Consider the following 24,807-nt stretch of genomic DNA (forward strand, 5'->3'; position numbering starts at 1 on the left):
TCATTTAATCGGTAATGATGATGACTTATTCGCAAGTAATTCAGCCGGCAAAATCCGACACGTTGAAAAACTTACTGTGGCCCGGGCTGCTGATTGCCTGCGTTCTCGTTGCCTACATTCCGACGGTCATGGGCTTGATTGATGGCCCTTGGCAGACTGAGCAGGAAGGCCATGGTCCGCTGATTATCGCGGCCTGCCTCTGGCTCGTCTGGCAATCGCGCGCAAGCTTGCAAACGGTGAAGATAGCGCCAGCTCCGGTGTCCGGCTGGGCGGCACTTTTGTTTGGGCTGACGCTGTTGTTCTTGGCTCGACTTCAGCAAGGCCTTGTCACGTTCGAGACATTTTCGATCATTCCGGTGATCGTCGGTTGCATCCTGATCGTGGCAGGCTGGCCGGCTTTGCGCGTGCTTGCCTTCCCGATCGTGTTTTTGCTGTTCGCCGTGCCAATGCCGGATTGGATCGTCGACGCCGCGACGGTGCCATTGAAAGTTTTCATCTCGAACATGGTGACGCGCATTCTCTATGCCGCGGGATACCCGATCGCACAGAACGGCGTCATGATCATGATCGGCTCTTACCAGTTGCTGGTGAAGGACGCGTGCTCCGGCATGAACTCGATCTTTGCGCTCTCGGCGATCGGTGTGTTTTATGCCTACGCATTTCGCTGGTCGGAAAAGATCCGCAGCTTCATCCTGTTGGCATCCATCATTCCGATCACGATCGCGGCAAATTTTATTCGCGTTCTGGCGCTCGTGCTGATCGCCTACTACGGTGGTCCGGACGTGCTCGAGGGCACCGTCCACGACTTGACGGGTATCAGCCTGTTCGTGGTCGCGCTTGTACTGCTGTTCCTGCTCGACGCGGCTCTAGGGCTGTGCGTGGCAGCTTTTGGGCGGTTTCGGCGACAAACTGCTCCGAATGGCGGTGTCTCATAGGTCGCTTTCCATCGACGCGACGGCTGTACTGCTGAAAGAGCCTCGGTCGTAGCCCGGCCGTCGCGCGTCGGTTTGAATAGCCCTCAAGCAAGCGCCAAGGCAATTTTCTCTCACCGGATTTAAATCGCTCCCGGGTTCCTTGACGCGAATCATTTTATTGCCGAGAAAGGCGGCGGTTCTCAGGGCTGGGGGCGACAGTGAAAAGCTGGATTATTGCGACGACCTTAGGTTTGGTGCTTGGCGCTGCTTCTGCCAATGCAGCTACGATTACCGACAATTTTTCTTTTCTGGATGGTTCAAACACCGTCATAGCAAACGGTTCGTTTAGTTACTCATCCGCAGCGACCGGAACAATCGGCTTCTCCGATTTGAGCGCGTTCACATTCAACGCATTTGGGCAGGCCTACGATCTGGCGTTTGTTAACGGGATCCCGACGGATCCCAGTTTCCAGAACTATGTATATTTTGGTTACGACGTCACCGAACACCAATTCGTTCCGGCGCCAATCGATGGATATTTCGGGCCGACGAGCGCAATTCTTGCAGCGACTGATGGATTCACTGGATTCTTTGTGTCACCTTTGCCGGGGCAAGCGGACCCGGCCGGCACAGGATCTGACGGACAAATTGCCGTTTACACCACAGTCAATGACGTGACTGATGTCTCACTAGTTAACGCCAAAACACTAGTGCAATCGATCCCTGAGCCCTCGACTTGGGTGCTGACGATCCTTGGCTTCGTTGTTCTTGCGGCCGTAGCGCACAGGCGGAAATATTCGCCAAAGCTGAGCGTTGGTTGGCGCTAGTCTTCCCTGTATTCGATCGCGTTGCTCGAAGCGGCGTCGCGCGATGAGCGTTCAGGTGAGCTGGACCAGTTGAGCCAACTTGCCTGCTTCCGTGTCTGCGTTGTGATTGAGTTGAACACGATCGTACGCGGCAGCTCCAATCGCTTCGAGTTCTTCCTTTGACGCGGCGAGGCACGCCTGCATGGCAGCGGTCAAGGCGGTGATATCTCCGGCCGGAACCAGCCAGCCATGCTCATTGGGTTGTACGAGTTCCGGAATGCCCGCGACATAGGTTGTGATCACAGGGCGCCGCAGCGCCATTGCTTCCATGATCACGACAGGGAGACCCTCGGCAAAGCTTGGCAGCACCAATGCGCGGGCGGCGAGAAGCTCTTCGCGTACCTGTCGACTGCCAATCCAACCGGTGATGCGAACGATGTCCGTCAGATCATATTCCCTGATGAGGGCTTCAATCGCTTCACGCATCTCTCCGTCGCCGGCGAGCACCAGCTCGAATCGCGTTCCCTGATCGCGCAACTGTCGCGCCGCTTCGATCAGCAGGATCTGTCCTTTTTGTTCGGTGAGCCGCCCGACGCAGATCAAGCGTCGACTTGTGCCAGCAGGCGAGGCCTCGCCGGTAAAGAAGGTTGGCTCCAGGCCGCAATGAACGATTTTTATCTTGTCCCAATGTTCGTGAGAAACTTGGCGATACAGCTGACTTCGTCCGAACGAACTGATCGCGACGACAAATTTGGCGCGCTCGATTTTCTCTGGTAGCGCGATGAATTTGGCCTTGTCGAACTCTTCGGGACCATGGGCCGTGAAGCTCCAGGTGGGGCCGCCAAGCGCGTGAACCAGCATGGCAACTTCCGCGGAATTGGTTCCGAAATGGGCGTGCAGATGCTCGCATTTCTCGGCGCGGACCCAGTTCAGGACCTGACAGGCCTCGAACAGATAAATGACGTGGACAAGAAGCGGTCGCTCGGCGCGCCTCCCGATCTTCCAAACCAGGCGGGCAGCTCCGAGCATCCGTAGCGGAGCGGTTAGGAGCACGCGGAAGAAGCTGATAAAAAGCGGCGCAAAGCCCGCCTTCAGCACATAACTGGTTCGGTTGCTTTCAAGCCGATCTTCCTCGCTCTGATGGACGTCGTCCCATCCACGTATGGATATGCGTTGGATCCGGATCCCCCGACGTTCGAGCGCAAGAATTTCACGTCTGATGAAACTGTGGCTGACGGCCGGGTAGTGGTTAACAAGGTAGGCAACTCGCATCAGAAATACCTGGGTGAGGTCCAATCTCGTGACAGTTCATCCCGCGGCAGGCAAGCCCGTTTGGAGCGGTGGATAAATCTCGTCGGTTAATCTTACTGCGCCGGCGTAAAGCTCCAAGGCGATTGCTCCTGCTTTGCTCGCCATGGCCGTTGCGCGCGTCGGGGCGGAGTCTAGAATAATGCCGGTTACAGGTACCGTTTTTGAAACGTCTCTCCCATGTTCATCGTCGCCGGCGATCATCTCATACCATCCTGTCTCACATGCTGACCTTGATATCGGCGACTTTGGTGATCGCTGCGGTGCTGATCAGCATCCCCGTCGTCGTCTTCTTCATCGAAGTCGTCGCCTCGCTCGGAGGGGCGGAGCCGCACGACGAACTGCGAACACGGGACACGTCGACAGGGCGCGTCGCGATCGTTGTGCCCGCCCACAACGAGAGTTCCGGAGTTGTGCCGACAATTCAGGATATCAAGCCGCAATTGTCGAGCATGGACCAGCTGGTCGTCGTGGCCGACAATTGCACTGACGACACCGCCACGGTCGCTGATCTTGCGGGTGCTGAGGTTGTCACACGAAACAACCTGGCCGAGGTTGGCAAGGGCTTCGCCCTTGCTCGGGGCATCAACCATTTGAGCTCTGATCCGCCGGACTATGTCGTCTTCGTCGACGCCGATTGTCGAATGGAGAAAGACGCGATTGCGCGGTTGGTGGCTGCCTGCGAGAGGGTGGACCGGCCCGTCCAGGCGCGCTATCTGATGAGGTCACCTGAGAACTCTCCGATCGATCACAGTTTCGCGGAGTTTGCCTGGATTGTCAGGAATTGGGCGCGTCCCCTGGGGTTGAGCCGCCTCGGTGGCCCAGTTCAGCTCATGGGTACGGGAATGATTTTCCCGTGGGAGTTGATCCGCTCCGCCTCGCTGGCCAGCGGCCACCTGGTCGAGGATATGAAGCTTGGTTTGGATTTGGCGGCAAAGGGCAAGGCTCCCGTGTTCCTGCCGTCCGCAGTTTGCTTGAGCGAATTTCCCGTGTCGGAGCAGGGCGCCGACAGCCAACGCCAACGCTGGATCCAGGGACATATCGGGACAATGCTTCGAACTGCTCCTCGGCTTCTGGTTCGCGCAATCGCCAAAGGGGATATCGACCTCCTCTTTCTCACGCTGGATCTTCTTGTTCCGCCGCTTTCGCTTTTGGGCCTGCTGGTCGCCACAACCTTCTTGTTGTCCTGTCTCGCGGCTCTGAGTGGGTTGTCCACCGCCGCCGCGATCATTGCGTTCGCCAACGTGCTCCTGTTTGTCCTCGCCCTATTGTTTGCGTGGATCACGTTCGGCAAGGACGTCTTGCCGGCACGAGCGATTGCGTCAAAGCTGCCGCTGATTGCGAGGAAGTTTGCTCTCTACGGGCAGATGCTGCTCGGCCGAAGGGCGGGCAAATGGGTCAGAACTGATCGGGGACGTTCCGAATAGTCTCGCCATCGGCGCCCGGCATGGCCGATGGGTTGGCGTTCCCATTCCTCATTGATTAGCCACATCTCGGCTCGGCCATCATGGCTCGTCGCTCGCAGTCTGGCTTTGGGCCCTCTCACGTAGGCGTTATCGAACCTTGCTCGCCGGCACCCGACTGAATTCTAGGTGGCTGCCGTGCTTTGGCTCGGCTTTTGCTTTAATTGGCGCGGATAGGGGGAATCCATGAAGCAGAAATCTCGAATAATCACGTCCGCTCGGCGGCATTTGAAAAAGCCACAGAGGACACCCAAAAAGGTTGCCCTGTCAGACATCGCACGTCGCTACGAGGAGCTTCGTCGGCTGCGGAAACAATTGGTGGAAGCTGAAAATGTCAGGTGAGGCGCTTAGTCAGCTCCTTGCGGCTACGATGAACCAGGAATCCAGCCTTCTGAAATCCCTCAAGTTGTCTTAGGGCTCACGGCAGCCAACGAGTTTGTCGGGATTTATTTTGGCTGTAATTAAATATGATCGCCAAAAACATTCGCGAATAGTAATTACTTAATAGAATTAATCCGTGCCTTCCCATATATTGACGCGTATTGCATATTCCAGTATGAAGCATGAGTTCATTTCAAAAACGGGGCCGTTAGAATGCGCTTTTTCAATAGGTATGTTGCAGCGAGTTTGCTTACCCTCGCTGGTTGTCTTGCGGTAGCGCCCGCCAAGGCGGAAATTGTCATCTCTGGCACCACTGACGGCTGCTTCGGCTCGGGTTGCTCGGCGGGCGCTGGGAGTTCGGAAAGCATTTCACATTTAACCTTTACGGACGGATCTTTTAGTGGAACGACCGTGAATAATCTTCTCTCGGTTAGTTCGTTCGGCGTTTTCTCGCTCGCGAACGGCACCAACGATTACGACGGAACATCGTTCACGTTGTTTCTTGACTTCACTGCGCCTCCGGGTACGTCGCCCGATCCTGGCAATTTCCTGGCTGCGATCACGGGAAGCGTCCACGGAAACACTGGATCTCTCCACGTTGATTTCTCGAGTGTCCCCACGGTTTTCACCTATAACGGTGGTACGTTTTCGCTCGTGATCAATGATCTCGACGTGGCGGTCGGCGGATCTACCAACGTTTCCGGTCTCTTCACAGCTACCCCCGCAGTTCCCGAACCGACAACCTGGGCAATGATGCTTCTTGGCTTTGCCGGTCTGGGCTTTCTTGCGTATCGGCGGCGCGGGACAGGAGCGTCCCAGCTTCGCCTGGTGTAGAGCCTCCCGCGATTGAGCAAAAGGCCGCCCTTGGGCGGCCTTTTTTTTGGTATCGCGTGGACTTTCTCGATGTTGCAAGGGTCTGTGGGGACAGGTTGTGTTGGAACACGATTGAAGGAATACATAGGGCGGCTTTCGGCTTCAACTAGCGTAACCGGCCCTCAAGTTTGCGGATCTGTCCCTCGAGCCCGCTGTCATAGGCCATGGGGCGGCGCTTCGGACAACCCGCTGCGACTGCTCATAGCGAAGCTCAGGGCTTGACGAAGAAGGCCGCCTCGTGTCCGGCGGCCTTCCCAGGTCAACGAGCGCTCGGCTCGAGCTTATGCGAGACGGAACGCGCCATTGTTGTTGCGCTTGCGGCGATAGGCCAGGAAGCCAACACCTGCGAAGCCCATCAGCATCATGGCCCAGGTCGTTGTCTCCGGAACTGGCGTAACAACATCGGGGGTGAACCCGAAGCCCATTTGCTTGAAATTATCGAAGCCCAATCCGAGACCCTCGATCTGGATCGTCTTGATGAGTTCGCCCGTGCCCGGCTTCACCTGGAAGCCGATTCGAGTGAAATCGCCATTGTCGGTGATGGTGAACGTAAAAATGGAATCGTTCTGGTCCGTAATCGTGACCTTGATATCCTGATCGGCATTCGTGGAAACAGCACCGCGGAACGAAAATTCATTAAATGCCGTTGGGTCCTCCGGCGTGATCAGCAGGGTGGTAATTGGCGTGGTGACGGCGTTGATGGAGGCGGTGCCGTTCGCAGTTGAGACGTCCACGTTAGCCTTGAAGTCGATGGTTTCCCCTCCGGAGGTCCCGGTAAAGGTGGTGTTGGCTAAGACCAACGCAGCGGTGGAGAGGTTGACGCTTTGTCCGACGGGCGTCGGATCGAGGATGAAATCAGCGCGAGCGGCTGAAGAGAACAAGATAGCAGACGCGGAAATCATCGCGGCCGCCAGAATTCCTGATTTAATCATTTCGCACTCCCACAAAACTGGATGAAACGACCGAAAATCAATTGTTGTCTATTTTTTTTGCAGCTTTACTCACGGTGAAGAATTTGTAAAGAGTTAACTCTTGCCATGGCATTTTATCCTGCAAAATCCGATTTAAAGTTGTAAGAATGCGCAGGCCAGCCCTCTGATCGAATTCAGAGCTCTTGCTGTCGTCGCCAGGTATTTTGGCTTTTCGATACCGGCCCGGGCTAAAACGTGAATTCGCTATTTCACCGGGGGCCGCGACAAATAAGGGCGGATCGGCACTTGACGCATATGCCCGTTAACGGGTATTGTTTGTAAACAATTTATTAATAATACAATTTAATTGGAGGGGTTCGTATGTTTAAATCTGCTGGCGCTGGCGCCTTGCTTCTGGCCGGAATTCTGCTTTCCCCCACAGTCCAGGCAGCAACGATCACGCAGGCGGACCTGACCGACGGCGCAAATTCCGTCTCGGTTGGAGGGATTACTGTTTCGGCGAGCACCGGCGGCACGTTTGGCCACAAGACGCTGAACGGCGTTACCGGCGTCGGTGTGAATGGCGCGAACTCCGTGGTCGATGCAGAAATCGACAACAACGAGAGCATCACGTTCGCCGCGTCTACAACGCAATTGCTCCAAAGCTTTTCGGTGGCGTTTCTCTACGCGAACGGTTCGTTCGGCGACAACGTCAATGAATTCTCGGTCGTGGACGCTGTCACTGGCGTCGTGACCACTATCACTCTTCAAGTAACCAGTGCCACGACTGCAGATTTGATCGGAGCAGTGGGCACGGTCCAAAACGACTCGCCCGGCAACAACAACGGCGGCGGCCAGTGGACGGTCACATTCACCGATCCACTCGCCTTTAATAGCCTCATCTTCCGAACCGCGGCTGGAAACGGCGGAGACTCGGCGCCCTTGGGTGACTTTGCCTTCCACGATGTCACCTTCACCGCGGCGGTGCCAGAACCCTCCACCTGGGCGATGCTGATCCTGGGCTTTGCTGGAGTTGGTTTCCTTGCCTACCGCAGGCGGCAAACGGGAGCATCGCCGTCGCTGGCGTAAAAACAAACGTCTGCATTTGAAAAGGCCGCCCTCCAGGCGGCCTTTCCGTTTGCGCGATGGACATCCAAACGGACAGGCGCATTTGCTACATCTCGATGTCAGGCCTCAGCAAGGCGCGCGCTTGCCATTTCATCTGAGGCTGACTTTGCCGGATGCAAAAGCGCCCGTCGCCGACGGGCACCCTCAGTACGGCAGTCGGCTTGTTGCTGCAGCATTGCTGGAAGCTATCCGGGAAGCCGAGCTGGTAGATATAGAAGCGCGCATAGGACGGCTCGACCGAAATCACCAGATCCAGATATCGGAGGTGGGGCGGCAGCTTGCCGTGCAGATCGACGAGGCGTTCTCCCGGCGCGCAGGCCAGTGCCGCCATCAGCAGGATCTTCTCCATCACGGCTTCAATCCGATCCCGGCACCGCCCGGCGCACCTTGAGATTTAAATGTTAAGATCGCCGGGCAAAATGAAACTGATTCTTTGGAAATCACCGATTTCGGGCGGATGCAACCAGCTTTAACGTCCGTTCCTTTTTCGGCTCTATGCATTCTGCGACCGATTTAGCACATTTTTTGGCTGGATTCACGATCATGCTGCCCCGCACCAAGTTTCATTTGACTCTTCAATAAATCCCAATTAACGAGATTAACACCAAGTTAATTGGAATATTGGGAGTAGATTTATGCGCAGAATGGGTTTCGCTCTCGCTACGATCCTTGGCTCTCTTGCGATCGTACCGGCGGCAAATGCTGCTGTTATGGCTGATGTGGCCGATGCCGGCATTGGGACGAATGTCGGAATGAATTTCAACTCCATCCCGGCGTCGACGAACGCGAATGCTCAGTCGCCCATTGTCATCGGCGACTGGACGTTCACGAACAGCACTCAGCCGGTGCAAGTCAACGTTGACGGCAGCAGTAACGGAGCTCAGCCCTTTGGGACGAGCGGCAACTATCTGAGCGTTCTCGGCTCGGGCTCGGAGGATGTGTCATTTTCGGCGCGGTCTTCGTTCTCGTTCTTCTGGGGTTCGATTGACGACTTCAACACGCTCGTCGTTCACACCTTGGGAGGCGCCAACTACACCTTCACTGGTACTACGATCGCGGCCCAGTTTGCCGCCGAAGGCGTGAAGGCAAATGGCTGCCAGAACCTGACCGATTGCAACCGGTACTTTACCTTCACGGCTGACCCCGGCGAGCAGATCACCGGGTTCTCGATGTCCTCGTCGTCAAACTCGTTCGAAATCACCAACATCTCCGCTGTGCCGGAGCCCACGACCTGGGCGATGATGATCCTGGGCTTCCTCGGACTTGGCTTCCTTGGTTACCGGAAGTCGGCGAAGTCCTCGACCAACGCCTTCCGTATCGCCTGAATTTCGGGCACACGCATAAATCGAAAAGGCCGCCACTGGCGGCCTTTTTCTTGTCCGGACGAAACGCGAATGGCGATCGAGTGCAACGCGGCCAGTGCAATGGCGTCCGCCAGTTCAAGCGCAGCAGAACGGCCGCTTACGCCAACACGCCGCGCCTGACGGCGAATGCGAAATTCCCGACAAACGTTTCGATGTCAGGCGGATGGCTATCGGACAAGGTCTTGGCGGCGGCGCGTAGCGACCAGTGCGATCTGCGTTCGATCTCATCGAGGTCGTCAGATACGGCCTCGAGCGCACGTTGCAGGCGCAGCAATTCGGCGCGCGGATCTCCTTTTGTACTCATATGACCCTCCCCAAGGCCCACAATTCAAGCGCGTCCAGTAAAATTCAAAAAACAATAATATTCCAGTTAAATTAATCACGATTCAAATCGAAGGCGTGCGACTTTGGTTGTTAATTGAGCGGACGCGGTCTCGGGTCGCTCTCAAGAACTGTTAAATATATGGAAAGCCCTATTGACGCGTCGCAGCACGCGCCTCTATTCAAGGTTTCACAAGCAATCGTAGTGCGAATCTGATTTCACAACTCGCGCCGTGCTCGGGAGACAATAATGAAAACAATGAAGCCGATTATCCTTGCAGCCGCCTTTTCAATGGTGGCTGGAGCCGCGGGTGCCGCGACGATCGTCGACGGTGATTTTGCGGGCGCGGGCAGCCCGTACCAGACGATCGGGGCCGGCCAGACCTTCGGCGCGAACAATGCGTGGACGGTGGTATCGGGCAGCATCGATTGGATCGGAAATTACTGGCAGTCGCCTGGCTCGGGCGGTTCGGTCGATCTCGACGGCAACTCGGTCGGCGCGATCAGCCAGACCCTCCAGAATCTGGCAGCCGGCACCTATACGGTGACGTTCGCGCTGTCCGGCAATCCGGATGGTCAACCGCCGACCAAGGGTTTGCAGGTGGGCGTCGCTGGAACGACGCAGACATACAGCTATCCGCTTGCCGGCACGCGGAACGACATGAAGTACGTCACCGAGTCCTTCACATTCACCTGGCTTGGCGGCGACGCGGTGCTGACGTTTGCAAGCCTTGATGATCCCTCGTCCAATCCCTATGGCCCGGTGATCGGCGACGTTGCAATCTCCGCCGTCCCAGAGCCGTCGACCTGGGCCATGATGATCCTAGGCTTTGCCTCGGTCGGCTATCTCGCGCATCGCCGGCGGGCAGTGGCGCCGGCCGCTTGAAGAACTCAAATTCCGCTCATGCAAGGGCCACCCTTTGGGTGGCCCTTTTTGTTAACTAGCTAAATTGCCTCTCTCACCGATCGGCGGCCCGTCGTGGATCGGTCGGCCTATTGGATCCGGCAATCCTCCAGCGATCCACCCCGCGCAAGCAGCTCCACGACCCATTGCGGATGCCTTCCGCGGCCCGACCAGGTCTCGGTAGCCTCCATCGGATTGCGGAATTTGGGCTGCACCGGCGGGTAGGGGCGCGGTTGAGGGATATCCGTCGGCGATCCGCCAAACTTGCGGCCCAATTCCTCAAGTTGTCGTTCAATCGCCAGCTTCTTCGATTCCACCTTTGCCGCGAGCACCTCGGTGAGCTGATCGTGGAGCGCCCAAAGCTCGTCCAAGCTCATCGTCTCCAATTGGCGCGTCTTCATGGCTTGCTCCCGCATCACATCCGCCCCATGCATGCTCCTGCACCGTAAAGACTCGGTTAACTCTGATGGGACATTTGGCCGTTTAGTTTCGCTTAAATCGTTCCGAAAAGCGGTATTTTAATCCGATGACAGCCGAATGGGCGCCTGCGCATCCGGGTCCGCAGTTCAAATAAGGCGTATAGATTTCTCTCGATCAACCCTGAAGTAAATCTGGCGCCATTAATCGAAATAATTGATTTTCGTCAGCGTGATGCAATCGGCCCGGCAAGGCGGCGCGGTGCCGTGAGCGGAAATCAGTGAATGGCGGTTGCTTTATCTTGACATTTTAAATCATCCATGGGATGTCTCATTTGGCGTCAATTAAATTTTATTAAATAAAGGTTTATTAAATGAATAAATCCATGAAGCTTGCCGCGGCAGGCCTCTTTGCGGCTGTTGCATATTCTCCGGCGCATGCGACGACGGTTGCCTTCACGAGCGACGGCGCGTTCTCGGGCCTGTCGAGCTGTTCCGGCTGCTCAATCTCGGGGAGCGGCAATACCCTGGACATGTCGGGCATCAATGCGAGCTCGCTCCACGCAAACGACATCAGTTCCACCAAGACAGTCAACTTCACCGGCACCGCGAACGATGTCCTGCTTGGCAGCCTGACCTGGGTCAACAATGGGAGCTTCTTCACCGACCAGAACTTCAATGTGAACTATACCTTCACGTTGAACTTCTCGCTCCCGAACTCGACTTCCGACTCCCAGGTCTTTAACCTGAATATCACTCAGCCCACCAACCCGCCGGGCGACAACGTTTTCAGCATCAGCAACGCGGCCCTTCAGGGACTGAGCTTCTCGCTCAACGGCATCACGATTTCGGACCTGCATTTCGGATTGGCTTCCCTTGCGAGCAATTCCTACGATGGCTCCACGTGGCACAACAACGAAAGCCATACCTCGACGCTCAACATCTACGCGGACTTCACCGCGGCAGTTCCCGAGCCGTCAACCTGGGCGATGATGATCCTGGGCTTCCTTGGGGTCGGTTTCCTCGCCTATCGGCGGCGCAATGAGAGTGTGGCCTTCAGGGCCGTCTGATTCCTGCGGTAATTGGCTAGAGAGGCTTAAAGACCGCCTTCGGGCGGTCTTTTCGTTTCCAGATTTGGCGGGTCAATGACTGACAACCGACCGAAAGGAGAATGCGCTCGCAGCGCGTCGAAATTGTTCGGACGCAGGGACGGTTGAGCGGCTTTTCGGCTATACTTGGTCACAACCGCCTATGCCCCAGGACTCTCCGCTTGCGCATTTGTCTTTTCGTCGTGCTCGGTCTCATTGTGCCCGGCCCTGGGCTTGCAGCGGAGCAATATGAGCGGATCAGGCGTCCACCGCCCAGCGCGGCCGAGGCCGATCGAATCGCTTCAGATACGGCCATGAATGACAGCCTCCTCCAGAAGGGGGACATCGTGGTGACCGACCGCGGCTATTTTGTATTCCTGGGAGTTGCCGCTGACGGCATATCCAGCGTTTTTGCACCCGTGCCCAACCCGATCAGATCGGAGCGGCCGCGTCGCTGACTCGGCCCGTCCGTCGTGGCGCCGGCGCAAGCCGGGCATTTAATTGGCGCCGCTCGGCGACGGCCGGATCCGCTGCCGCTAAAGACGACAGCAGCGTCGTCGGGTGCAACCTGGGCGGGTCAATTATCGATTATTTAACTCACTCGCATGGTTAATGCACTGCAACCAATTGACGATTTCAGTAATACGTTGCTAAGGATAAATCATTATGCCGAGCGAATCGGCTGCTGGAGTTTTCTTTAAATGCCTTGGAAATCTTGTTTCGTTGTTTCGTGCCTGACGCTCGGTATCGGTTTGACTTCTGCATCCGCCGCTACAGTCGCCGTTGACAGCTACGACATGAACAACGGCAACGGCACCATCCAGAACGGCGCCTTCAACTATTTCGATACGACTTACAACGGCAGCGGCAACCCCAATGCAAACGGGTCGTCGCTGGTTGTCCCCTCCAATGGCTCTGCCCAGGAGTCGTTGCTCTCAGGGGGAACGGGTAAGCTCACCGACGGGACCATCGCGAGCCAGAATTTCTCGATCTCCCACGATCAGTACGTGGGCTGGAAGTATCAAGATCCAACGATCGTGTTTCACCTGGAGCCCGGAAAGTCTGTGAGTTCGGTCTCGCTCTACGTCGCGAGCTCGTTTGCTGCGTCGCTGGGCATGGGGGGTCTCGTGGCCGCACCGAGCTCGGTTGGCGTGTCGCTGAGCAATAATGGTTCTATCTTTACTCCGACCTATACGACGAGCTTCTCGGATTATCTGAACGACCCCTACACCAACACCGAGGTCATCACGCTGACATTTGCGACCCCGGTGTCCTCGGAGGACGTCTTTAGTCTCACCCTCAACAGAGGTAAATTGCAGCTCGACGGCATCAACTACTACAACAACCACGTGGCGCAGAATGGTTGTGACGCTTCGGGTTGTTTTCTCGACAACGTCAACGACTTCAAGCATAGCGCCTATGATCCCAACCTCGAGCCATGGATCATGTTGAGCGAGGTCGAATTCACCGCGGCTGTGCCGGAGCCGTCGACGTGGATTATGCTCGTCCTCGGATTTGCCGGACTGGGATTTGTTGCTTCCCGTCGCCGCAAAGAACCGACGCTTCGCACGGTCTGATCGCAAGCTTTGATCGGTCGTCGCATGGATCCGGGAAGAGCCGCCTTCGGGCGGCTTTTTGCTGCCACGTTCTGTTGAGTAAACGCTCAGTAATTCAGCGAGGTCTGGGCGAAAATGCCTTCGGCGCGTCCATCGCCGGCGAGGCGGAAGCGATACTGGAGCGTAATTTCCAAGAAGGAGGGTGGCGCGAGATATTTCGTCTCGCCGAACCAATAGCGCAACGACCCCCCGACGCCGGCCGAATACGCCTGAAACTTGGCAAACGAATCATCGTAGTTGGCCGCGACGACCACATGCGGGAAGAACACGAGCTTGCTGCTGATGGAGTCGAGGCGGAAGCTGCGACCAAAGCGTCCCTCGAAAATTCCGATCCATTGCTCTCGTTCCAGGTAACGATCAACTTCCGAGTAAATGTACCAGGTTGTCCAGCTGCTTTCGAGAACGCGCAGATCGGTGCCGACCGTATACGAATAGAGCGCGCGGAGGAGCGTATCGTTGCGCGCAGCGTCGCCGCCGGCAAACAGCTTGTCGACCTCGAAGACCAGGTTTTGATCGGACAACGGCTTCCAGCGCGCTCCGACCATTCCTTGCGTGGTTTGCGATCCCGTCGGCCCGCCACTTTGATCGTAGAGCGTCTCGAACAGTCTGCCGAACAGTTCGAAGATCGCACCATTGCGATAGCCGAAGCCTTCGGGCCGATAGTACAACTCGGTTCCAAGTTGCGAGGTATAGTTGCTCGGCACGCCGCCGCCGGTGATGAAGAATGGATTGGGTGCGGATCCAACCTTGCCATAGATGATTGAACTGTTGATTCCCCATTCACGTGAGAGGTTCGCAACGGTTCTTCGGGTCTCGAATAGTTTCTGATCGTCGATGTCAATTTTTCCATCCGCCTTGGCGTCGATACCCTGTTTCAAATAGGCGATGGCCTTCGCATTTTCGAAACGGCGCATGGCGGTATAGCCCGCGTCAATCGCGGCGCGGGGGGGCAACTCACCCTTGGCCGAGGCACGATCGAACAGGCGTAGCGCCATCTCGTCGTTGCCAACGGCTGCGGCCAAATAGGCGAGATCGGCCTCCCTGACCGAGTTCAGTCTTCCGTGAGCGACCGCGTTGTCAAAGATCGAACGTGCTTCGGCCTTGTTGCCCAGATCGACCATCAGGCTAATTGCGGCGCGCAGCGCTTCATCGCGCTGCTGATTGGTCGGCGCCAATCTTTCCGCCGTCCTGAAGGCGACGAGCGATTGCTGCTTTCGGCCGAGCGCCTGTAGCGCATAGGCCCGACGGATCGCCGTGTCGTAACTTACAGGCAGCGTATCAAGCGCGCGAAGCGCGCGCGCCGGCTCCTTCGCGGTCAACGCCGTGTCCGCTAGCGCCAGGCGGACGCCGCGCGCCTGCTCGCGCGGCAGACCCTTCTGCAACGCCAATTCCCAGTCGGACATCGCTTTACGATCCTGGTGCAATTGCTTTCGTGCGTAGCCTCGCTGTGCATAGACTTCAGGGGTGGCAGCACCGGAGTTGATCAGGCGGGTCGCCTCCGTTTCGACCTCTGCCGATCTGCCGGCCGCCGCGAGCACGTTGAGGAGAAGAAGATGGTTGGCTATCTCCTCCGGGTTGTTCTCGATTGCCTTACGCGCCTCCCGGATCGCGACCTCGTAATCCTTGCGGCGGGCCGCCTGATAGGCCAGGTCGCCGGCCTTGTGGCTTTCAGCGATCTTGTCGATTGGCGTGGCGACGCTTCGGACGATGGGGGCTTGCAGGCTGCAGATGGTACCGCTCGCGTCTGTCCGGCAATCCTGGAGCGGAGCCGGCATGATTCTTCCATCGCCCGCCAGCGTGGCGGTATGGGCGGCCGCCGCATCCGCATCACTGATGCGAATGATCACCTGCGGATCGGTTCTGGGATAGGCCGCGAGCAATTTTTGCGCGGCAACGAAATCCCCCGAGGCGAGCGCCGCATCCGCCGCGATCAAGCTGATGTTCTTCGTTTCGCTCTCGGAGAGATTGGGCAGCGCGAGGGCAGCGTCGAAATCGTGAACGGCCTGCACTCGGTTGCCAAGCCTTTGATTGATGTAGGCACGCCAGATCAGGGGCACATAGTTGGAGGGGGCAAGCTTGCTTGCGTCAGTTGCTGTGGCCAGCGCATCCGACAGGCGGTCGTCGGCGAGCTGAGAACTCAGGAGCAGCAAGCGGTAGGATAGCTCATTGGGCCTGCGTTCGATCGCGGCGCGCGCCGCGCGTATCGCAGCCTTGGCGTCCCCCTGTTGCAGAGCCTTGTAGCCTTCCCCAGCGGAGGCTTGAGCCAGGTGTTGGCGGATGCTGGCCTGGCGTGATTTCAGCTCGTCATTGTCGGCGAAATCGGCCAGAGCTGTGGTCGTGACCTGCTGGGCCTTTGTGAGGTCGCCGGCGGCGATCAGCCCGTCGATCAAAAGCAGGCGCAGGCGAAGGATGTCGGGGCGGAGCGTGACCGCCTGGGTCGCATGATCGACCGCACCCCTGTAATCACCCTGGGCAAATAGCCGGTAGGCGGTATCCGCCGCAACATAGGCATCTCCCTCCAGCGGTGGACCGCTGTCGGGCGCCTGCGCCAGTGCGCGCGGACACAGCGCGGCCGCGAGCAAGAGCACAACCAGCGCCGCTCGCACCCCAGACCAGTCTGATTCTTTGAAGTTCCAGACGCCCATGCCCCAGCGATATGCACAACCTGTTAATAGCGCTCAAATGTATCTGAGCCGGCAAATCGGGGGAACGGCAATTGCCCGAACGAGTGCCATTGCGAGGCCTGATGCTCTTCAATTTCTCAATTTTTCGTTCGCTGTGACGTTTTTGCTGCGCCCTTCGCCGGTCAAGCGATTCGCTCACGCGTATTAACCAAATTGATCAACTTCGACGAGCTCGCGCAATGCGCGAGCATCCACAGGGCTCATCTTGCCACCCGCGATCGGCTCGCCGATTGCATCCGCACCGTTCGGACGTTTCACAGGGTATTCTGCGCCGAGATGGTACTAGCCAACCCCAAAGCCGGCGAATAACATCGATTCGACGTCACGCGTCTGCGGCTTCCTCGAATCGATCCTTGAGGACAACCGCCCGGCCCTCGCGGGCGAGGCGGTCATTTTCTTGGCTTGTCGGGCGCGTGCCTGACCGTGTTTGGCCGGAGGAACCGACATGCGAGGCCTGTTTGCGATTACGATTGTTTCGACCATCCTGACGATGTCAGGGGCGGAGGCATTCCCGGCGATGGGCCAGCTCAGCTCGATTGCGCCGGCGTCAGTTGTGACCGAGGTGAAGGTCGTCTGTGACGAGGGCGGTAATTGTTATCGCCCCCCGAAACGGCGTCCGGTTGCGACATGGGTCTACGGTGACAACAATTTTGTCGGGCCTTATGTCGGTCCCGGCAATTACGGCAGCCCGCAATATCGCTATCGGTGGTGGCCATTCTGGTAGCGATTGCTGGCGGTCACGCCGCAAATTGCCGGGCAGACGAGTTGAGGACGTTGGCGATGCGTGCTGCGCGTGCGATCTGCTTGATGTTGGTCGCGATAGCCTGCAGTAGTTCGGTTGAGGCGGGTGAAAACCTCGCTCGCTTCAAGAACGGAAAACTGATCGTCGCTCAATCACACTGTGCAATGTGTCGCGATGAGCGCACCGCCTGCGTGATCAAGTGCAACGGTTCCGGCACCTGCATCGGCAATTGCGACAACGACTATCAGCTTTGCGTGGAGCGGGCCTGCCGTTATCGGTGGTGGTAGTGCGCAGCGAGAGCCCCTTGCCTGGAAGGATCGCTTTGATGACGGCGAAGTCGGACCAACCACGTCCTGCCGTCACGTCGCCGATCTCAACGGCCGTCCATGAGACGACCTTCGCGAGAATCATTGCCCCCTAAGCGGTTCGATAGACGGCGACAGCCAAGAAGGCGATCGCGAACGCCATCGTAACGGTGACATTGGCCGATGCCGGCAAGCAATTGATGCAAGTGCCGATGATTGCCATGATCAAGCGGCCTTCAGCACAGCGTTGTTGCGGCGGCGATAAGCAAGCAGCCCGATCGCGGCGAAACCCGCGATCAGCATGGCCCAGGTGGAAGGCTCCGGCACCGCTGCGACGAAGGGGCCGTTGATCGTGAAATTGATGCTGGCCTCACCGTGCCCATAGGGGGTCGAATAGACATTCGCGCTGCTCGTGTAGACCGAGATGTAATCGGTTCCGTCCGGCACGCCCGTCGGGGCCTTTTCGTTCACGGTGAGCGTGTAGATTTGTCCGGCGGTGCCGGTCTGGATGTAGCCGCCGGTACCCAAATTGCTCGTTGTGATGAGGAAATTCTGCCCGTCCACATTGTTAATCTGGAGGCTGACAAAATAGGGTGCAATATTACCGTTTAAGTTGTAGGCGGACGACAACGTCGACAGATTCAGGTCGAGCACGCCCGTACCGCCGCCAACAAAGGACAGATTGTAGACGATGTCCGCTTTGGCAGGGGTAAGGCAAAGCAGTGAAGCGATGACCGCCGCGGCCGCCGATTTAAATCCGTTCATTATTTGATCCAATATTTCCAAAGAATCCATTTCACGTGGATGTTTAGATTTATTTATATCGGCAGGCAACAAATTACTGACCGGTATTTCGCCGGTGCGCTGATTTTGACCACAAATGTTAATGTTCGTGGGGCGAGGCCGCGCGGAAATGGAAGTGATCTTTAGGACAGAGACCGCGGCGCTCAACCGATGTCGGAGCACTGAGCCTCCCTGTCGCGTGCCGGAAATTCCCGTCATCGATCAGGTGAGATTCGCGTGGGAGATTCCGCCCGCCAGGACATTGGGTAGCCATTGTTCCCTTCGGCTCCTTTTTGGCGTCATGGGTATCGCGCCGGCAAGGCCGCTATTGGCAGTCGGCCGTGTCGCATCGATTTCATGTTGAAGATTGCCTGGGCGAAATATCATCAACGCCGCCCTCATTCTGCAATACGTCGTCAGTGATCCTGTTGAATTCCTCTTTCAGACCGAGGACGCACCAGCCCAGATTTGCGCGTTGCTTAAGCCAAGCGTTGTCCATGCGATCGGGTCAGCACTTTGCAACAGCAGGCTGATTTCGTAACTTTTTCGGCAACGTTTTAGGACTTCGAGCGATGCCTCATTCAAGCTGGCTCACAATTTTCAGCGCAATCATAAATCTCGGTGTGTGATCCCCTCCCACCAAGAGCTCCAACACCGGTCCATTTTTCCAGACTGGAGGAACGAGGTGCGGGACCGAAAAACCACCTCTAAGCCATTGGCCGGCGAGCTGGCGGAGCTCAAAGGCACGGGTCGCGACCTGCGAATAGATGCCTTCCGAGGCACCGCGTTGTGGTGCATCTTTCTCGACCATATTCCTAACAACGCCGGAAGTTGGCTGACGCTGCGGAACTACGGCTTCAGCGATGCAGCGGAAGTATTCATGTTCGTCTCGGGCGTAACCTGCGCGCTGGCCTACAGCAAGGTATGGCGCTGCGAGGGCTGGACCGCAGTGATCCGCCGGACACTGCGGCGAAGCTGGGATATCTACGTCGCATTTCTGCTGCTCACGATCGCCTGCGCCATCTTGGTTCACCTCGCGGGCGGCGGCCGCCTCGCCGACGAGAGCAATACGCGCATTTTATTGGACGATCTGGGCGCGACGCTCGCGCACGTGGCGATACTGCAATACCGTCCCGTCAATACCGACGTGTTGCCGATCTTCGTGCTTCTTCATCTCTTGTTCGCGCCGTTGCTGTGGCTGCTGCTCCGACTGCCGAACGTGACGCTTGGCGCGTCGCTGGCGCTTTATGCGCTGGTGCAGGTCTTCGGCTGGAGCGTCCCGGCTTGGCCGAACGGCCACTGGGCCTTCAATCCGCTGGCCTGGCAGCTGCTGGTTGTGCTTGGCGCGTGGTGGATGCTCGAGGAAAAGAGAGTCCGGCCGTGGGTCACGTCACGCAAGGTGCTCGGACTTGCCGTCCTGTATCTGCTCTTCAGCCTGGTCATCGCATTGAGCTGGCGCATCAAGCCGCTGGAAGTACTGATCCCGCAGATGCTGGAGAAGCCGCACCAATTGGATAAATCGAATCTCGATCCATTGCGATTGCTGCATTTTTTGGCCATAGCGGTTTTGGCAGCATGGTTCGTGCCTCGCAATTGGCGAGGGCTGACAACGCCGGTGATGCGCTGTGCGATCTGCTGTGGTCAGAACTCGCTGCCAATCTATTGCCTCGGCGTTCTGCTGGCGTTCGCCGGCCACATGGTGCTGTTCGACATTTCGGACGGGCTTGCGATGCAGATAGCGGTGAGTCTCGTTGGCATCGCAGCGATGATCGCGACCGCAACACTGCTGAACCTGATCAGTATCAAGCCCAGGCAGCAATCAGCAATAGAGGACACATTCCCAAGTGAAAAGCCGCAAACTATGATGTCCCACTCCATCGGCTGAGACCTGGCGGACGTCCGGTAACGTGCTCGGATGAGCCGCGCTAGAGTAGAGGCAAGAACAGACGCGTTTGGGACGGCACAGCTGACGAAGGCGAAAGGCGATAGCCTTTTATAGCTCCGGGTCGCCCAGAAGGGCGCTGTAAGCGCAAGGGGCACCGCCAAACGGCCAGCGGGGCCTCGCGGGAATATTCCCCGGTCCGCACCAATCATCCGATCACACCGCGGCCTGCCAGGGGCGTTGGGGCGAAGGCAATGCTCGCCACTCCTGTGATCTCCCTCACAGCCAGAACGGAATTCCGTGCTATAAGACGGCGACCAAAGGGACCGTCGTCAATGGCAAGCCAGGCACGGTACGGGGATTCCCTTCAGCCGATGCAACAAGGCATCGCGGGAGGCTCGCCGTGTTAAACGACTCCCGGTCTGTCCTTGACGATGGCGGCGCGCGCGCGACGCTTGCAATCGGACCGTTCCGATTGGATGTCGATACGGCAACTCTCTATCGTGGCAACGATCCGCTACCCGTCGGCCGCCGCGCCGTCGCATTGCTCAGCGCGTTGGCGAAACGTCAAGGCTTGGTGGTTTCCAAAGACGAATTGATCCAAGCGGCTTGGTCAGGCTTGGTCGTCGAAGAAAGCAATTTGTCGGTCCAGATTGCGGCGCTGCGCAAAGCGCTTGCAGTCGAGCCGGGCGGAGAGAGTTGGATCGAAACCCTGCCGCGCCGTGGATATCGGTTCATCGGCCCGACCACGGTGAGTTCGCACGACAGCGCGATCGATGAAGAGAAGGCGCCCCCTGCCCAGGGAGCTAGGCTCGCCAATCCGTCCCCCGGTGCAGCCGGCGGCAGAGGTCCGGAGGGATCAATCGCCCGCAGGTCCCGCTGGCTCGTCGGGCGAAACGGCCCGCTGGCGACGCTGAACAAGGTCACGCAGCGAATGCTCGCCGGCGACAGACAGGTCGTCTTCATCACCGGCGAGGCTGGTATCGGCAAGACCTCGTTCATCGCGATGGCGATGGAGCAGCTTTCCCGATATCGCGTCGAGACCCTGTGCGGATTCTGCACCGAGCGTTTCGGCACCAACGAGGCATTTCTCCCGCTGATCGATTCGCTGGCGACGCGTTGTCGCGGTCCGGACGGTTCGGCTGTCCTGGAGGCCGTGCGCGCCCATGCGCCGACCTGGCTGCTCCAGATGCCCGGTTTTCTCGATGTGGCGGACCGCGCCGCATTCCGGAATGAGGTATTCGGGGCGACACGAGAACGGATGTTGCGCGAATTCTGCGATCTGGTCGAAGCGTTGAGTGTGGCTCGCCCGTGGGTCCTCGTTATCGAGGATATGCATTGGAGCGACTTCCAGACGGTGGACGTCCTGTCGCGCTTCGCACACGGAGACCGCAAGGCTCGGGTGCTCGTTCTTGCGACCTATCGGGTTGGCGACAGCATCATGGGCGGACATCCGGTTCGCCGTCTGCATCAGGATTTGGAGATCCACGGGAGGTGCAGCGAGCTGCAACTCGATCGATTGTCCAGAACCGAGGTGGAGCACCACCTCGCCTTGCGTTTCCAGGACGGGAAGCTCGCTTCGGCGCTCTCCGGGCCGATGTTCGGGCGCACCCAGGGGCAGCCGTTGTTCATCGCCTCGCTGGTAGACTACCTGGTCAATCACGAGTCGATTGTAGAGATCGACGGCGCCTGGCGCCTCGGATCCGGAACCGCCCTATCCGAGGACGTCGTGCCAAAAGATCTGATCAATATGATCACGCATCGGATCGATCGTCTGAGCGAGGACGAACAGCTGCTGCTCGAGGCGGCCAGCGTAGCGGGGAGCGATTGTGCCGCAGCCCTCGTGGCCGCCGGACTGTCGCGCGACACCGTGGAGACCGAGGAAGTCCTGGAAGGTCTTGCACGCAAGGATCACACGCTGGTGTCATCCGGCGTTTCTGAATGGCCCGACGGGACCTATTCCGGATCCTACGCGTTCCACCACATTCTCTATCAGAACGTGCTCTATCAACGGCTCACCCCGGCACGCCGCCTCCAGATCCATCACCGCATGGGTGAGCGCCTCGAGCAGGGATATGCGGGCCGGACGGAAGACATTGCGGCTACGCTCGCGCTGCATTTCGAGCAGAGCCGTGATTTGCCGCGTGCGCTGCGTTACCTCAGCCTGGCCGCAGAAAATTCCGCGAAACGCCTCGGTCACGAACAGGCAACCGATTATCTGTCCCGCGCGCTCGGCATTCTCGATCGTCTGGGAACGACCGATCAGTATGGGCCGCGCACCAGTCTGTTGCGACAGCGCAGCTGGGCGCGGCGCTCGGCGGGGGATCTTGCCGGCTCGGTTCGCGATCTCGAGGAGATGATCGTTTGCGCCGCGGACGCGGGACAGCTTCGCCATGAGGTCAACGGACTCCTGGCGGTGAGCCGGTTCTGCCTTCATGCCGACCGCCGCATGTGCCTTCATGCTTCCAGCGAAGCGCTCGCCAAGAGTGAAGCGCTTGAGGATGACGCCTTCAAGGCTTTGGTGCAGGGCAGCAGCGCCAGCATCAATCTCTGGCTGAAAGGCTGGCAGGAGCGGGATGCTGCACTTTGCGAGAAAGCGTTGCGCGTAACGGCTGACGCGCGCGATCACGGCACGCTGATCCGGCGATACGGTATCGAGGGAATCCTCGAATGCTTACGTTCGCGTTACGAGGAATGCCGTCGTTCGGGAACCGATGGCAAGAAGCTCGCGCAGGAGGTCGGCGACGTCTACATCTTTGTGCTGTTCAACGTAATGGAGTCGACCGCGCTGATCCATCTCGGCCAATGGCGGCGATTGCAGCGAGAGACCGTCGCCGCGCTGGCGCTGGCGGAAAGAAACGCAAACCGCCCGGCGATCGCCCTGTGCAGCCTCACATTGGCGTGGCTCCACGTTGAGGCGATGGATTTTCATGGTGCCCGCGACCTCTGCGAGTGCGTCGACCAAGCGGTGCTTGAAGAAAACCCCTTCGCTTTCTTCTTTCAGCGAGCCGTTCTTGCGAAGGCCTTCGTCGGCCTGAACGAGCCGCAGCATGCGCGCCAGCAGTTCGATGACGTCATGCAACGGCTGAATTCCGACGGCATCATGATGGATTACACGATCTACGCGCAGCTCCATCATTGTCTCTGCGAATACAGCCTTCAGGTCGGTGATATCGGACAGGCGCGGACATCGGCGACAAAGCTGTACGAGTACGTCGCGCCGGCGCCCGATCGCAATCATCTGGCGCAGGCGCACGCGCTGCTAACCCGGGTTGCGCTCGCTGCGGGCGATTTGGAGGAGGCAAGGGTGGAGCTCTCGCGCGCCCTCTCAACTCTCGAAGATGCCGACATGCCGCTCGCCGCTTGGCGGGTCTATCGGGCGGGAGCGGAGGTCTGCGAGAGCCTCGCCGAGCCGGCCGAGGCGGACAGGTACAGAGCTCGTTTCGAGGACGTCATACGAACCCTTGCCGGGAATTTCGAGCCAGATGACCGATTGCGGTCGTCGCTGCTTGCTGCTCTCGATGTCCCGAGGGCGCGCTGAGCCAGCCAGAAACGGACTCGCCAATCCCTCAACGAGCAAACAGCATCGGGGGGTACGGCGCTGAGCCCCCGAGATCAAGCGCGCGGCGCGCCAACCGGGAATCGCCGTGAGCAGATCACCTGCTGCTGAGTCGCTCGCGCAGCTTGCTGACATCCTCGGGTTGGACTGCCGACGCAGCATTTCCCCACGTATTGCGCACATATGTGAGAACGTCCGCAACCTCGGTGTCATTGAGATTCCAACCGAAGGCGGGCATGGCCGGCGCGGTCGGCGCAGCTGAAGTGGCGACGGCGCGACTGCCGATCAGCACGGCTCGGATCAGGGATGTGGGATCAACTGACTGGATCAGCGGTGCGCTCGCCAGCCGCGGGAACAGGTTCGGAACGCCCGCACCACTGCGACTGTGGCATGCCGCGCACCGGTCCTCGTATATTGCTTGGCCTGCGACCATGCGCGGATTGGCGGCGGCCAGCGCGGTGACTGCCCTTCCGCTCCGAGGCGCGCGGTCTTTCAAATAGGTTGCGATCGCAAGAAGATCGGCATCGGTCATTTTCGAGGTCGAGTTCGAGACAGCTTCGGCCATTGGCCCCGATGCAATATCGTAAGAGTTGGCGCCGGTCTTGAGATAGCGGACGATCTCTTCGATGGACCAACTGCCGATGCCAGTACGGGGATCTTCCGTCAGATCGGGCGCGTACCAGTCCTGTAACAGCGCGCCTTGCAAGGCTTCGCTGCCGCGGTCGCCGCCGGTGATGTTCTTCGGTGTATGACAGGTCCCGCAATGACCGAGACCTTCAACCAGATAGGCGCCGCGGTTCCACACATCCGACTTTGATGGATTGGGTTGAAACACACCGGGCTGGAAATTGATCAGATCCCAGGTAGATGTAGCCGGCCGGCGAACGTTGAACGGAAACCTCAACTGGTTTGGCTGAACCTCGTTGCGCACCGGATCCAGGGAGCGCAGATAGGCCCAGATCGCCGACACATCGTCGCGAGTGACCTTGGTGTAGGCGGGATAGGGCATTGCCGGATAGAGGCGGGCGCCACCCCTGCCGATGCCCTCATGCATGGCTCGACGGAAATCCTCCTCCGACCAGGCGCCGACACCGGTCGCAACATCCGGGGTGATGTTTGGACCAATTAACGCTCCGAATGGCGTCTCTAGCGCAGCGCCGCCAGCAAATGGCTTGCCTCCCGGCGCGGTGTGGCAGCTGACACAATCACCCAGCACAGCGAGGTAGCGACCGCGCTCGATCTTCTCGAACGACTGGCCGTCTTCCGCAGCCCACGCACCGATTGTGCCGGTCATGTAGGCTGCAAGCGCCAGAGTCATCAGATTGCGCATTTTCATGCCGATACCTCGCCGGCACTGGC

21 protein-coding genes and 2 pseudogenes are annotated in these 24,807 nt (G+C 58.4%); 14 read left to right on the top strand and 9 right to left on the bottom strand.

The features are described from left to right. Window positions 1–20 precede the first annotated feature (20 nt). Window positions 21–935 (top strand): exosortase V, encoded by a 915-nt coding sequence (gene xrtV / locus JQ553_RS31730; protein WP_212504008.1) that lies wholly within the window; start codon window positions 21–23, stop codon window positions 933–935. A gap of 197 nt (window positions 936–1,132) precedes the next feature. Further along, window positions 1,133–1,741, top strand: coding sequence for a PEP-CTERM sorting domain-containing protein (locus JQ553_RS35160; RefSeq protein WP_212504009.1), 609 nt, complete (start codon window positions 1,133–1,135; stop codon window positions 1,739–1,741). 51 nt (window positions 1,742–1,792) lie between these two features. Here the strand turns inward: JQ553_RS35160 and JQ553_RS31740 are convergent, their stop codons facing one another. Both JQ553_RS31740 and JQ553_RS31745 read right to left on the bottom strand, forming a co-directional pair. Beyond that, on the bottom strand, window positions 1,793–3,016 hold the full coding sequence (locus JQ553_RS31740) for a glycosyltransferase family 4 protein (protein WP_249144725.1): 1,224 nt from the start codon (window positions 3,014–3,016) through the stop codon (window positions 1,793–1,795). Window positions 3,017–3,028: 12 nt separating this feature from the next. Further along, window positions 3,029–3,232 carry a hypothetical protein gene (locus JQ553_RS31745; protein ID WP_212504010.1) on the bottom strand — a complete coding sequence of 68 codons (204 nt, stop codon included), beginning with the start codon at window positions 3,230–3,232 and terminating at the stop codon, window positions 3,029–3,031. A 20-nt stretch (window positions 3,233–3,252) separates the two neighbouring features. Between JQ553_RS31745 and JQ553_RS31750 the strand changes: the two genes are divergently transcribed. Together JQ553_RS31750 and JQ553_RS35375 are read left to right on the top strand one after the other, a co-directional pair. Further along, window positions 3,253–4,455 carry a glycosyltransferase family 2 protein gene (locus JQ553_RS31750; RefSeq protein ID WP_212504011.1) on the top strand — a complete coding sequence of 401 codons (1,203 nt, stop codon included), beginning with the start codon at window positions 3,253–3,255 and terminating at the stop codon, window positions 4,453–4,455. 1,128 nt (window positions 4,456–5,583) lie between these two features. Then, window positions 5,584–5,706: pseudogene (locus JQ553_RS35375) on the top strand (PEPxxWA-CTERM sorting domain-containing protein); the annotation flags it as partial. 320 nt (window positions 5,707–6,026) lie between these two features. Here the strand turns inward: JQ553_RS35375 and JQ553_RS31760 are convergent. Then, window positions 6,027–6,677: a PEP-CTERM sorting domain-containing protein gene (locus JQ553_RS31760; RefSeq protein ID WP_212504013.1), complete on the bottom strand. Its 651-nt coding sequence runs from the start codon at window positions 6,675–6,677 to the stop codon at window positions 6,027–6,029. A gap of 360 nt (window positions 6,678–7,037) precedes the next feature. Here JQ553_RS31760 and JQ553_RS31765 point away from each other — a divergent pair, with 360 nt between their 5' ends. After that, window positions 7,038–7,745, top strand: a complete 708-nt coding sequence (locus JQ553_RS31765) for a PEPxxWA-CTERM sorting domain-containing protein (RefSeq protein WP_212504014.1) — start codon at window positions 7,038–7,040, stop codon at window positions 7,743–7,745. An 85-nt stretch (window positions 7,746–7,830) separates the two neighbouring features. On the opposite strand, the gene JQ553_RS31770 is transcribed toward JQ553_RS31765, so the two are convergent. After that, on the bottom strand, window positions 7,831–8,133 hold the full coding sequence (locus JQ553_RS31770; protein ID WP_212504015.1) for a hypothetical protein: 303 nt from the start codon (window positions 8,131–8,133) through the stop codon (window positions 7,831–7,833). Between the two features lie 295 nt (window positions 8,134–8,428). Here JQ553_RS31770 and JQ553_RS31775 point away from each other — a divergent pair, with 295 nt between their 5' ends. Then, window positions 8,429–9,109, top strand: a complete 681-nt coding sequence (locus tag JQ553_RS31775; protein ID WP_212504016.1) for a PEP-CTERM sorting domain-containing protein — start codon at window positions 8,429–8,431, stop codon at window positions 9,107–9,109. A 136-nt stretch (window positions 9,110–9,245) separates the two neighbouring features. Here JQ553_RS31775 and JQ553_RS31780 read toward each other — a convergent pair whose 3' ends face one another. Further along, on the bottom strand, window positions 9,246–9,452 hold the full coding sequence (locus tag JQ553_RS31780; protein WP_212504017.1) for a hypothetical protein: 207 nt from the start codon (window positions 9,450–9,452) through the stop codon (window positions 9,246–9,248). A 267-nt stretch (window positions 9,453–9,719) separates the two neighbouring features. Here JQ553_RS31780 and JQ553_RS31785 point away from each other — a divergent pair, with 267 nt between their 5' ends. Beyond that, a complete protein-coding gene (locus JQ553_RS31785) occupies window positions 9,720–10,355 on the top strand; it encodes a DUF642 domain-containing protein (RefSeq protein ID WP_212504039.1) in 636 nt (211 codons plus the stop codon). Between the two features lie 107 nt (window positions 10,356–10,462). Here JQ553_RS31785 and JQ553_RS31790 read toward each other — a convergent pair whose 3' ends face one another. Beyond that, a complete protein-coding gene (locus tag JQ553_RS31790; RefSeq protein ID WP_212504018.1) occupies window positions 10,463–10,774 on the bottom strand; it encodes an H-NS family nucleoid-associated regulatory protein in 312 nt (103 codons plus the stop codon). Between the two features lie 389 nt (window positions 10,775–11,163). Here JQ553_RS31790 and JQ553_RS31795 point away from each other — a divergent pair, with 389 nt between their 5' ends. From JQ553_RS31795 to JQ553_RS31805, 3 genes are all read left to right on the top strand, one after another. Continuing rightward, the gene (locus tag JQ553_RS31795) at window positions 11,164–11,859 is read left to right on the top strand and encodes a choice-of-anchor K domain-containing protein (protein ID WP_212504040.1); all 696 of its coding nucleotides are present in this window, start codon (window positions 11,164–11,166) and stop codon (window positions 11,857–11,859) included. Window positions 11,860–12,191: 332 nt separating this feature from the next. Next, complete coding sequence (locus JQ553_RS31800; RefSeq protein ID WP_212504019.1) at window positions 12,192–12,335, top strand: hypothetical protein; 144 nt, start codon at window positions 12,192–12,194, stop codon at window positions 12,333–12,335. Window positions 12,336–12,578: 243 nt separating this feature from the next. After that, on the top strand, window positions 12,579–13,454 hold the full coding sequence (locus tag JQ553_RS31805) for a PEP-CTERM sorting domain-containing protein (protein WP_212504020.1): 876 nt from the start codon (window positions 12,579–12,581) through the stop codon (window positions 13,452–13,454). An 86-nt stretch (window positions 13,455–13,540) separates the two neighbouring features. Here JQ553_RS31805 and JQ553_RS31810 read toward each other — a convergent pair whose 3' ends face one another. Continuing rightward, window positions 13,541–16,081, bottom strand: a complete 2,541-nt coding sequence (locus JQ553_RS31810) for an NfrA family protein (protein WP_212504021.1) — start codon at window positions 16,079–16,081, stop codon at window positions 13,541–13,543. A gap of 541 nt (window positions 16,082–16,622) precedes the next feature. Between JQ553_RS31810 and JQ553_RS31815 the strand changes: the two genes are divergently transcribed. Together JQ553_RS31815 and JQ553_RS31820 are read left to right on the top strand one after the other, a co-directional pair. Next, window positions 16,623–16,901, top strand: coding sequence for a hypothetical protein (locus tag JQ553_RS31815; protein ID WP_212504022.1), 279 nt, complete (start codon window positions 16,623–16,625; stop codon window positions 16,899–16,901). Window positions 16,902–16,951: 50 nt separating this feature from the next. Then, entirely contained in the window at window positions 16,952–17,206 is a 255-nt protein-coding gene (locus JQ553_RS31820) for a hypothetical protein (RefSeq protein WP_212504023.1), read from the top strand. Window positions 17,207–17,449: 243 nt separating this feature from the next. Here the strand turns inward: JQ553_RS31820 and JQ553_RS35380 are convergent. Next, a pseudogene (locus tag JQ553_RS35380) lies at window positions 17,450–17,563 on the bottom strand (PEPxxWA-CTERM sorting domain-containing protein); the annotation flags it as partial. A 1,129-nt stretch (window positions 17,564–18,692) separates the two neighbouring features. On the opposite strand from JQ553_RS35380, the gene JQ553_RS31830 reads away from it, so the two are divergent. After that, complete coding sequence (locus tag JQ553_RS31830) at window positions 18,693–19,892, top strand: OpgC domain-containing protein (RefSeq protein WP_212504025.1); 1,200 nt, start codon at window positions 18,693–18,695, stop codon at window positions 19,890–19,892. Window positions 19,893–20,292: 400 nt separating this feature from the next. After that, a complete protein-coding gene (locus JQ553_RS31835) occupies window positions 20,293–23,430 on the top strand; it encodes an AAA family ATPase (protein ID WP_212504026.1) in 3,138 nt (1,045 codons plus the stop codon). Window positions 23,431–23,545: 115 nt separating this feature from the next. Here the strand turns inward: JQ553_RS31835 and JQ553_RS31840 are convergent, their stop codons facing one another. Beyond that, complete coding sequence (locus JQ553_RS31840) at window positions 23,546–24,784, bottom strand: cytochrome c (RefSeq protein ID WP_249144726.1); 1,239 nt, start codon at window positions 24,782–24,784, stop codon at window positions 23,546–23,548. Window positions 24,785–24,807: the final 23 nt, after the last annotated feature.

This window comes from Bradyrhizobium lablabi (genome assembly GCF_018131005.1).
Taxonomy (GTDB): domain Bacteria; phylum Pseudomonadota; class Alphaproteobacteria; order Rhizobiales; family Xanthobacteraceae; genus Bradyrhizobium; species Bradyrhizobium lablabi_D.

What these genes read in the sequence shown, in the direction of transcription:
- JQ553_RS31750 (WP_212504011.1), top strand. Translation starts at nt 3,253, where the DNA reads ATGCTGACCTTGATATCGGCGACTTTGGTGATCGCTGCGGTGCTGATC.
- JQ553_RS31765 (WP_212504014.1), top strand. Translation starts at nt 7,038, where the DNA reads ATGTTTAAATCTGCTGGCGCTGGCGCCTTGCTTCTGGCCGGAATTCTG.
- JQ553_RS31770 (WP_212504015.1), bottom strand. Translation starts at nt 8,133, where the DNA reads ATGGAGAAGATCCTGCTGATGGCGGCACTGGCCTGCGCGCCGGGAGAA.
- JQ553_RS31805 (WP_212504020.1), top strand. Translation starts at nt 12,579, where the DNA reads ATGCCTTGGAAATCTTGTTTCGTTGTTTCGTGCCTGACGCTCGGTATC.
- xrtV (WP_212504008.1), top strand. Translation starts at nt 21, where the DNA reads ATGACTTATTCGCAAGTAATTCAGCCGGCAAAATCCGACACGTTGAAA.
- JQ553_RS31840 (WP_249144726.1), bottom strand. Translation starts at nt 24,784, where the DNA reads ATGAAAATGCGCAATCTGATGACTCTGGCGCTTGCAGCCTACATGACC.
- JQ553_RS31790 (WP_212504018.1), bottom strand. Translation starts at nt 10,774, where the DNA reads ATGAAGACGCGCCAATTGGAGACGATGAGCTTGGACGAGCTTTGGGCG.
- JQ553_RS31800 (WP_212504019.1), top strand. Translation starts at nt 12,192, where the DNA reads ATGAATGACAGCCTCCTCCAGAAGGGGGACATCGTGGTGACCGACCGC.
- JQ553_RS31795 (WP_212504040.1), top strand. Translation starts at nt 11,164, where the DNA reads ATGAATAAATCCATGAAGCTTGCCGCGGCAGGCCTCTTTGCGGCTGTT.
- JQ553_RS31745 (WP_212504010.1), bottom strand. Translation starts at nt 3,232, where the DNA reads ATGATCGCCGGCGACGATGAACATGGGAGAGACGTTTCAAAAACGGTA.
- JQ553_RS31780 (WP_212504017.1), bottom strand. Translation starts at nt 9,452, where the DNA reads ATGAGTACAAAAGGAGATCCGCGCGCCGAATTGCTGCGCCTGCAACGT.
- JQ553_RS31815 (WP_212504022.1), top strand. Translation starts at nt 16,623, where the DNA reads ATGCGAGGCCTGTTTGCGATTACGATTGTTTCGACCATCCTGACGATG.
- JQ553_RS31775 (WP_212504016.1), top strand. Translation starts at nt 8,429, where the DNA reads ATGGGTTTCGCTCTCGCTACGATCCTTGGCTCTCTTGCGATCGTACCG.
- JQ553_RS31785 (WP_212504039.1), top strand. Translation starts at nt 9,720, where the DNA reads ATGAAAACAATGAAGCCGATTATCCTTGCAGCCGCCTTTTCAATGGTG.
- JQ553_RS31760 (WP_212504013.1), bottom strand. Translation starts at nt 6,677, where the DNA reads ATGATTAAATCAGGAATTCTGGCGGCCGCGATGATTTCCGCGTCTGCT.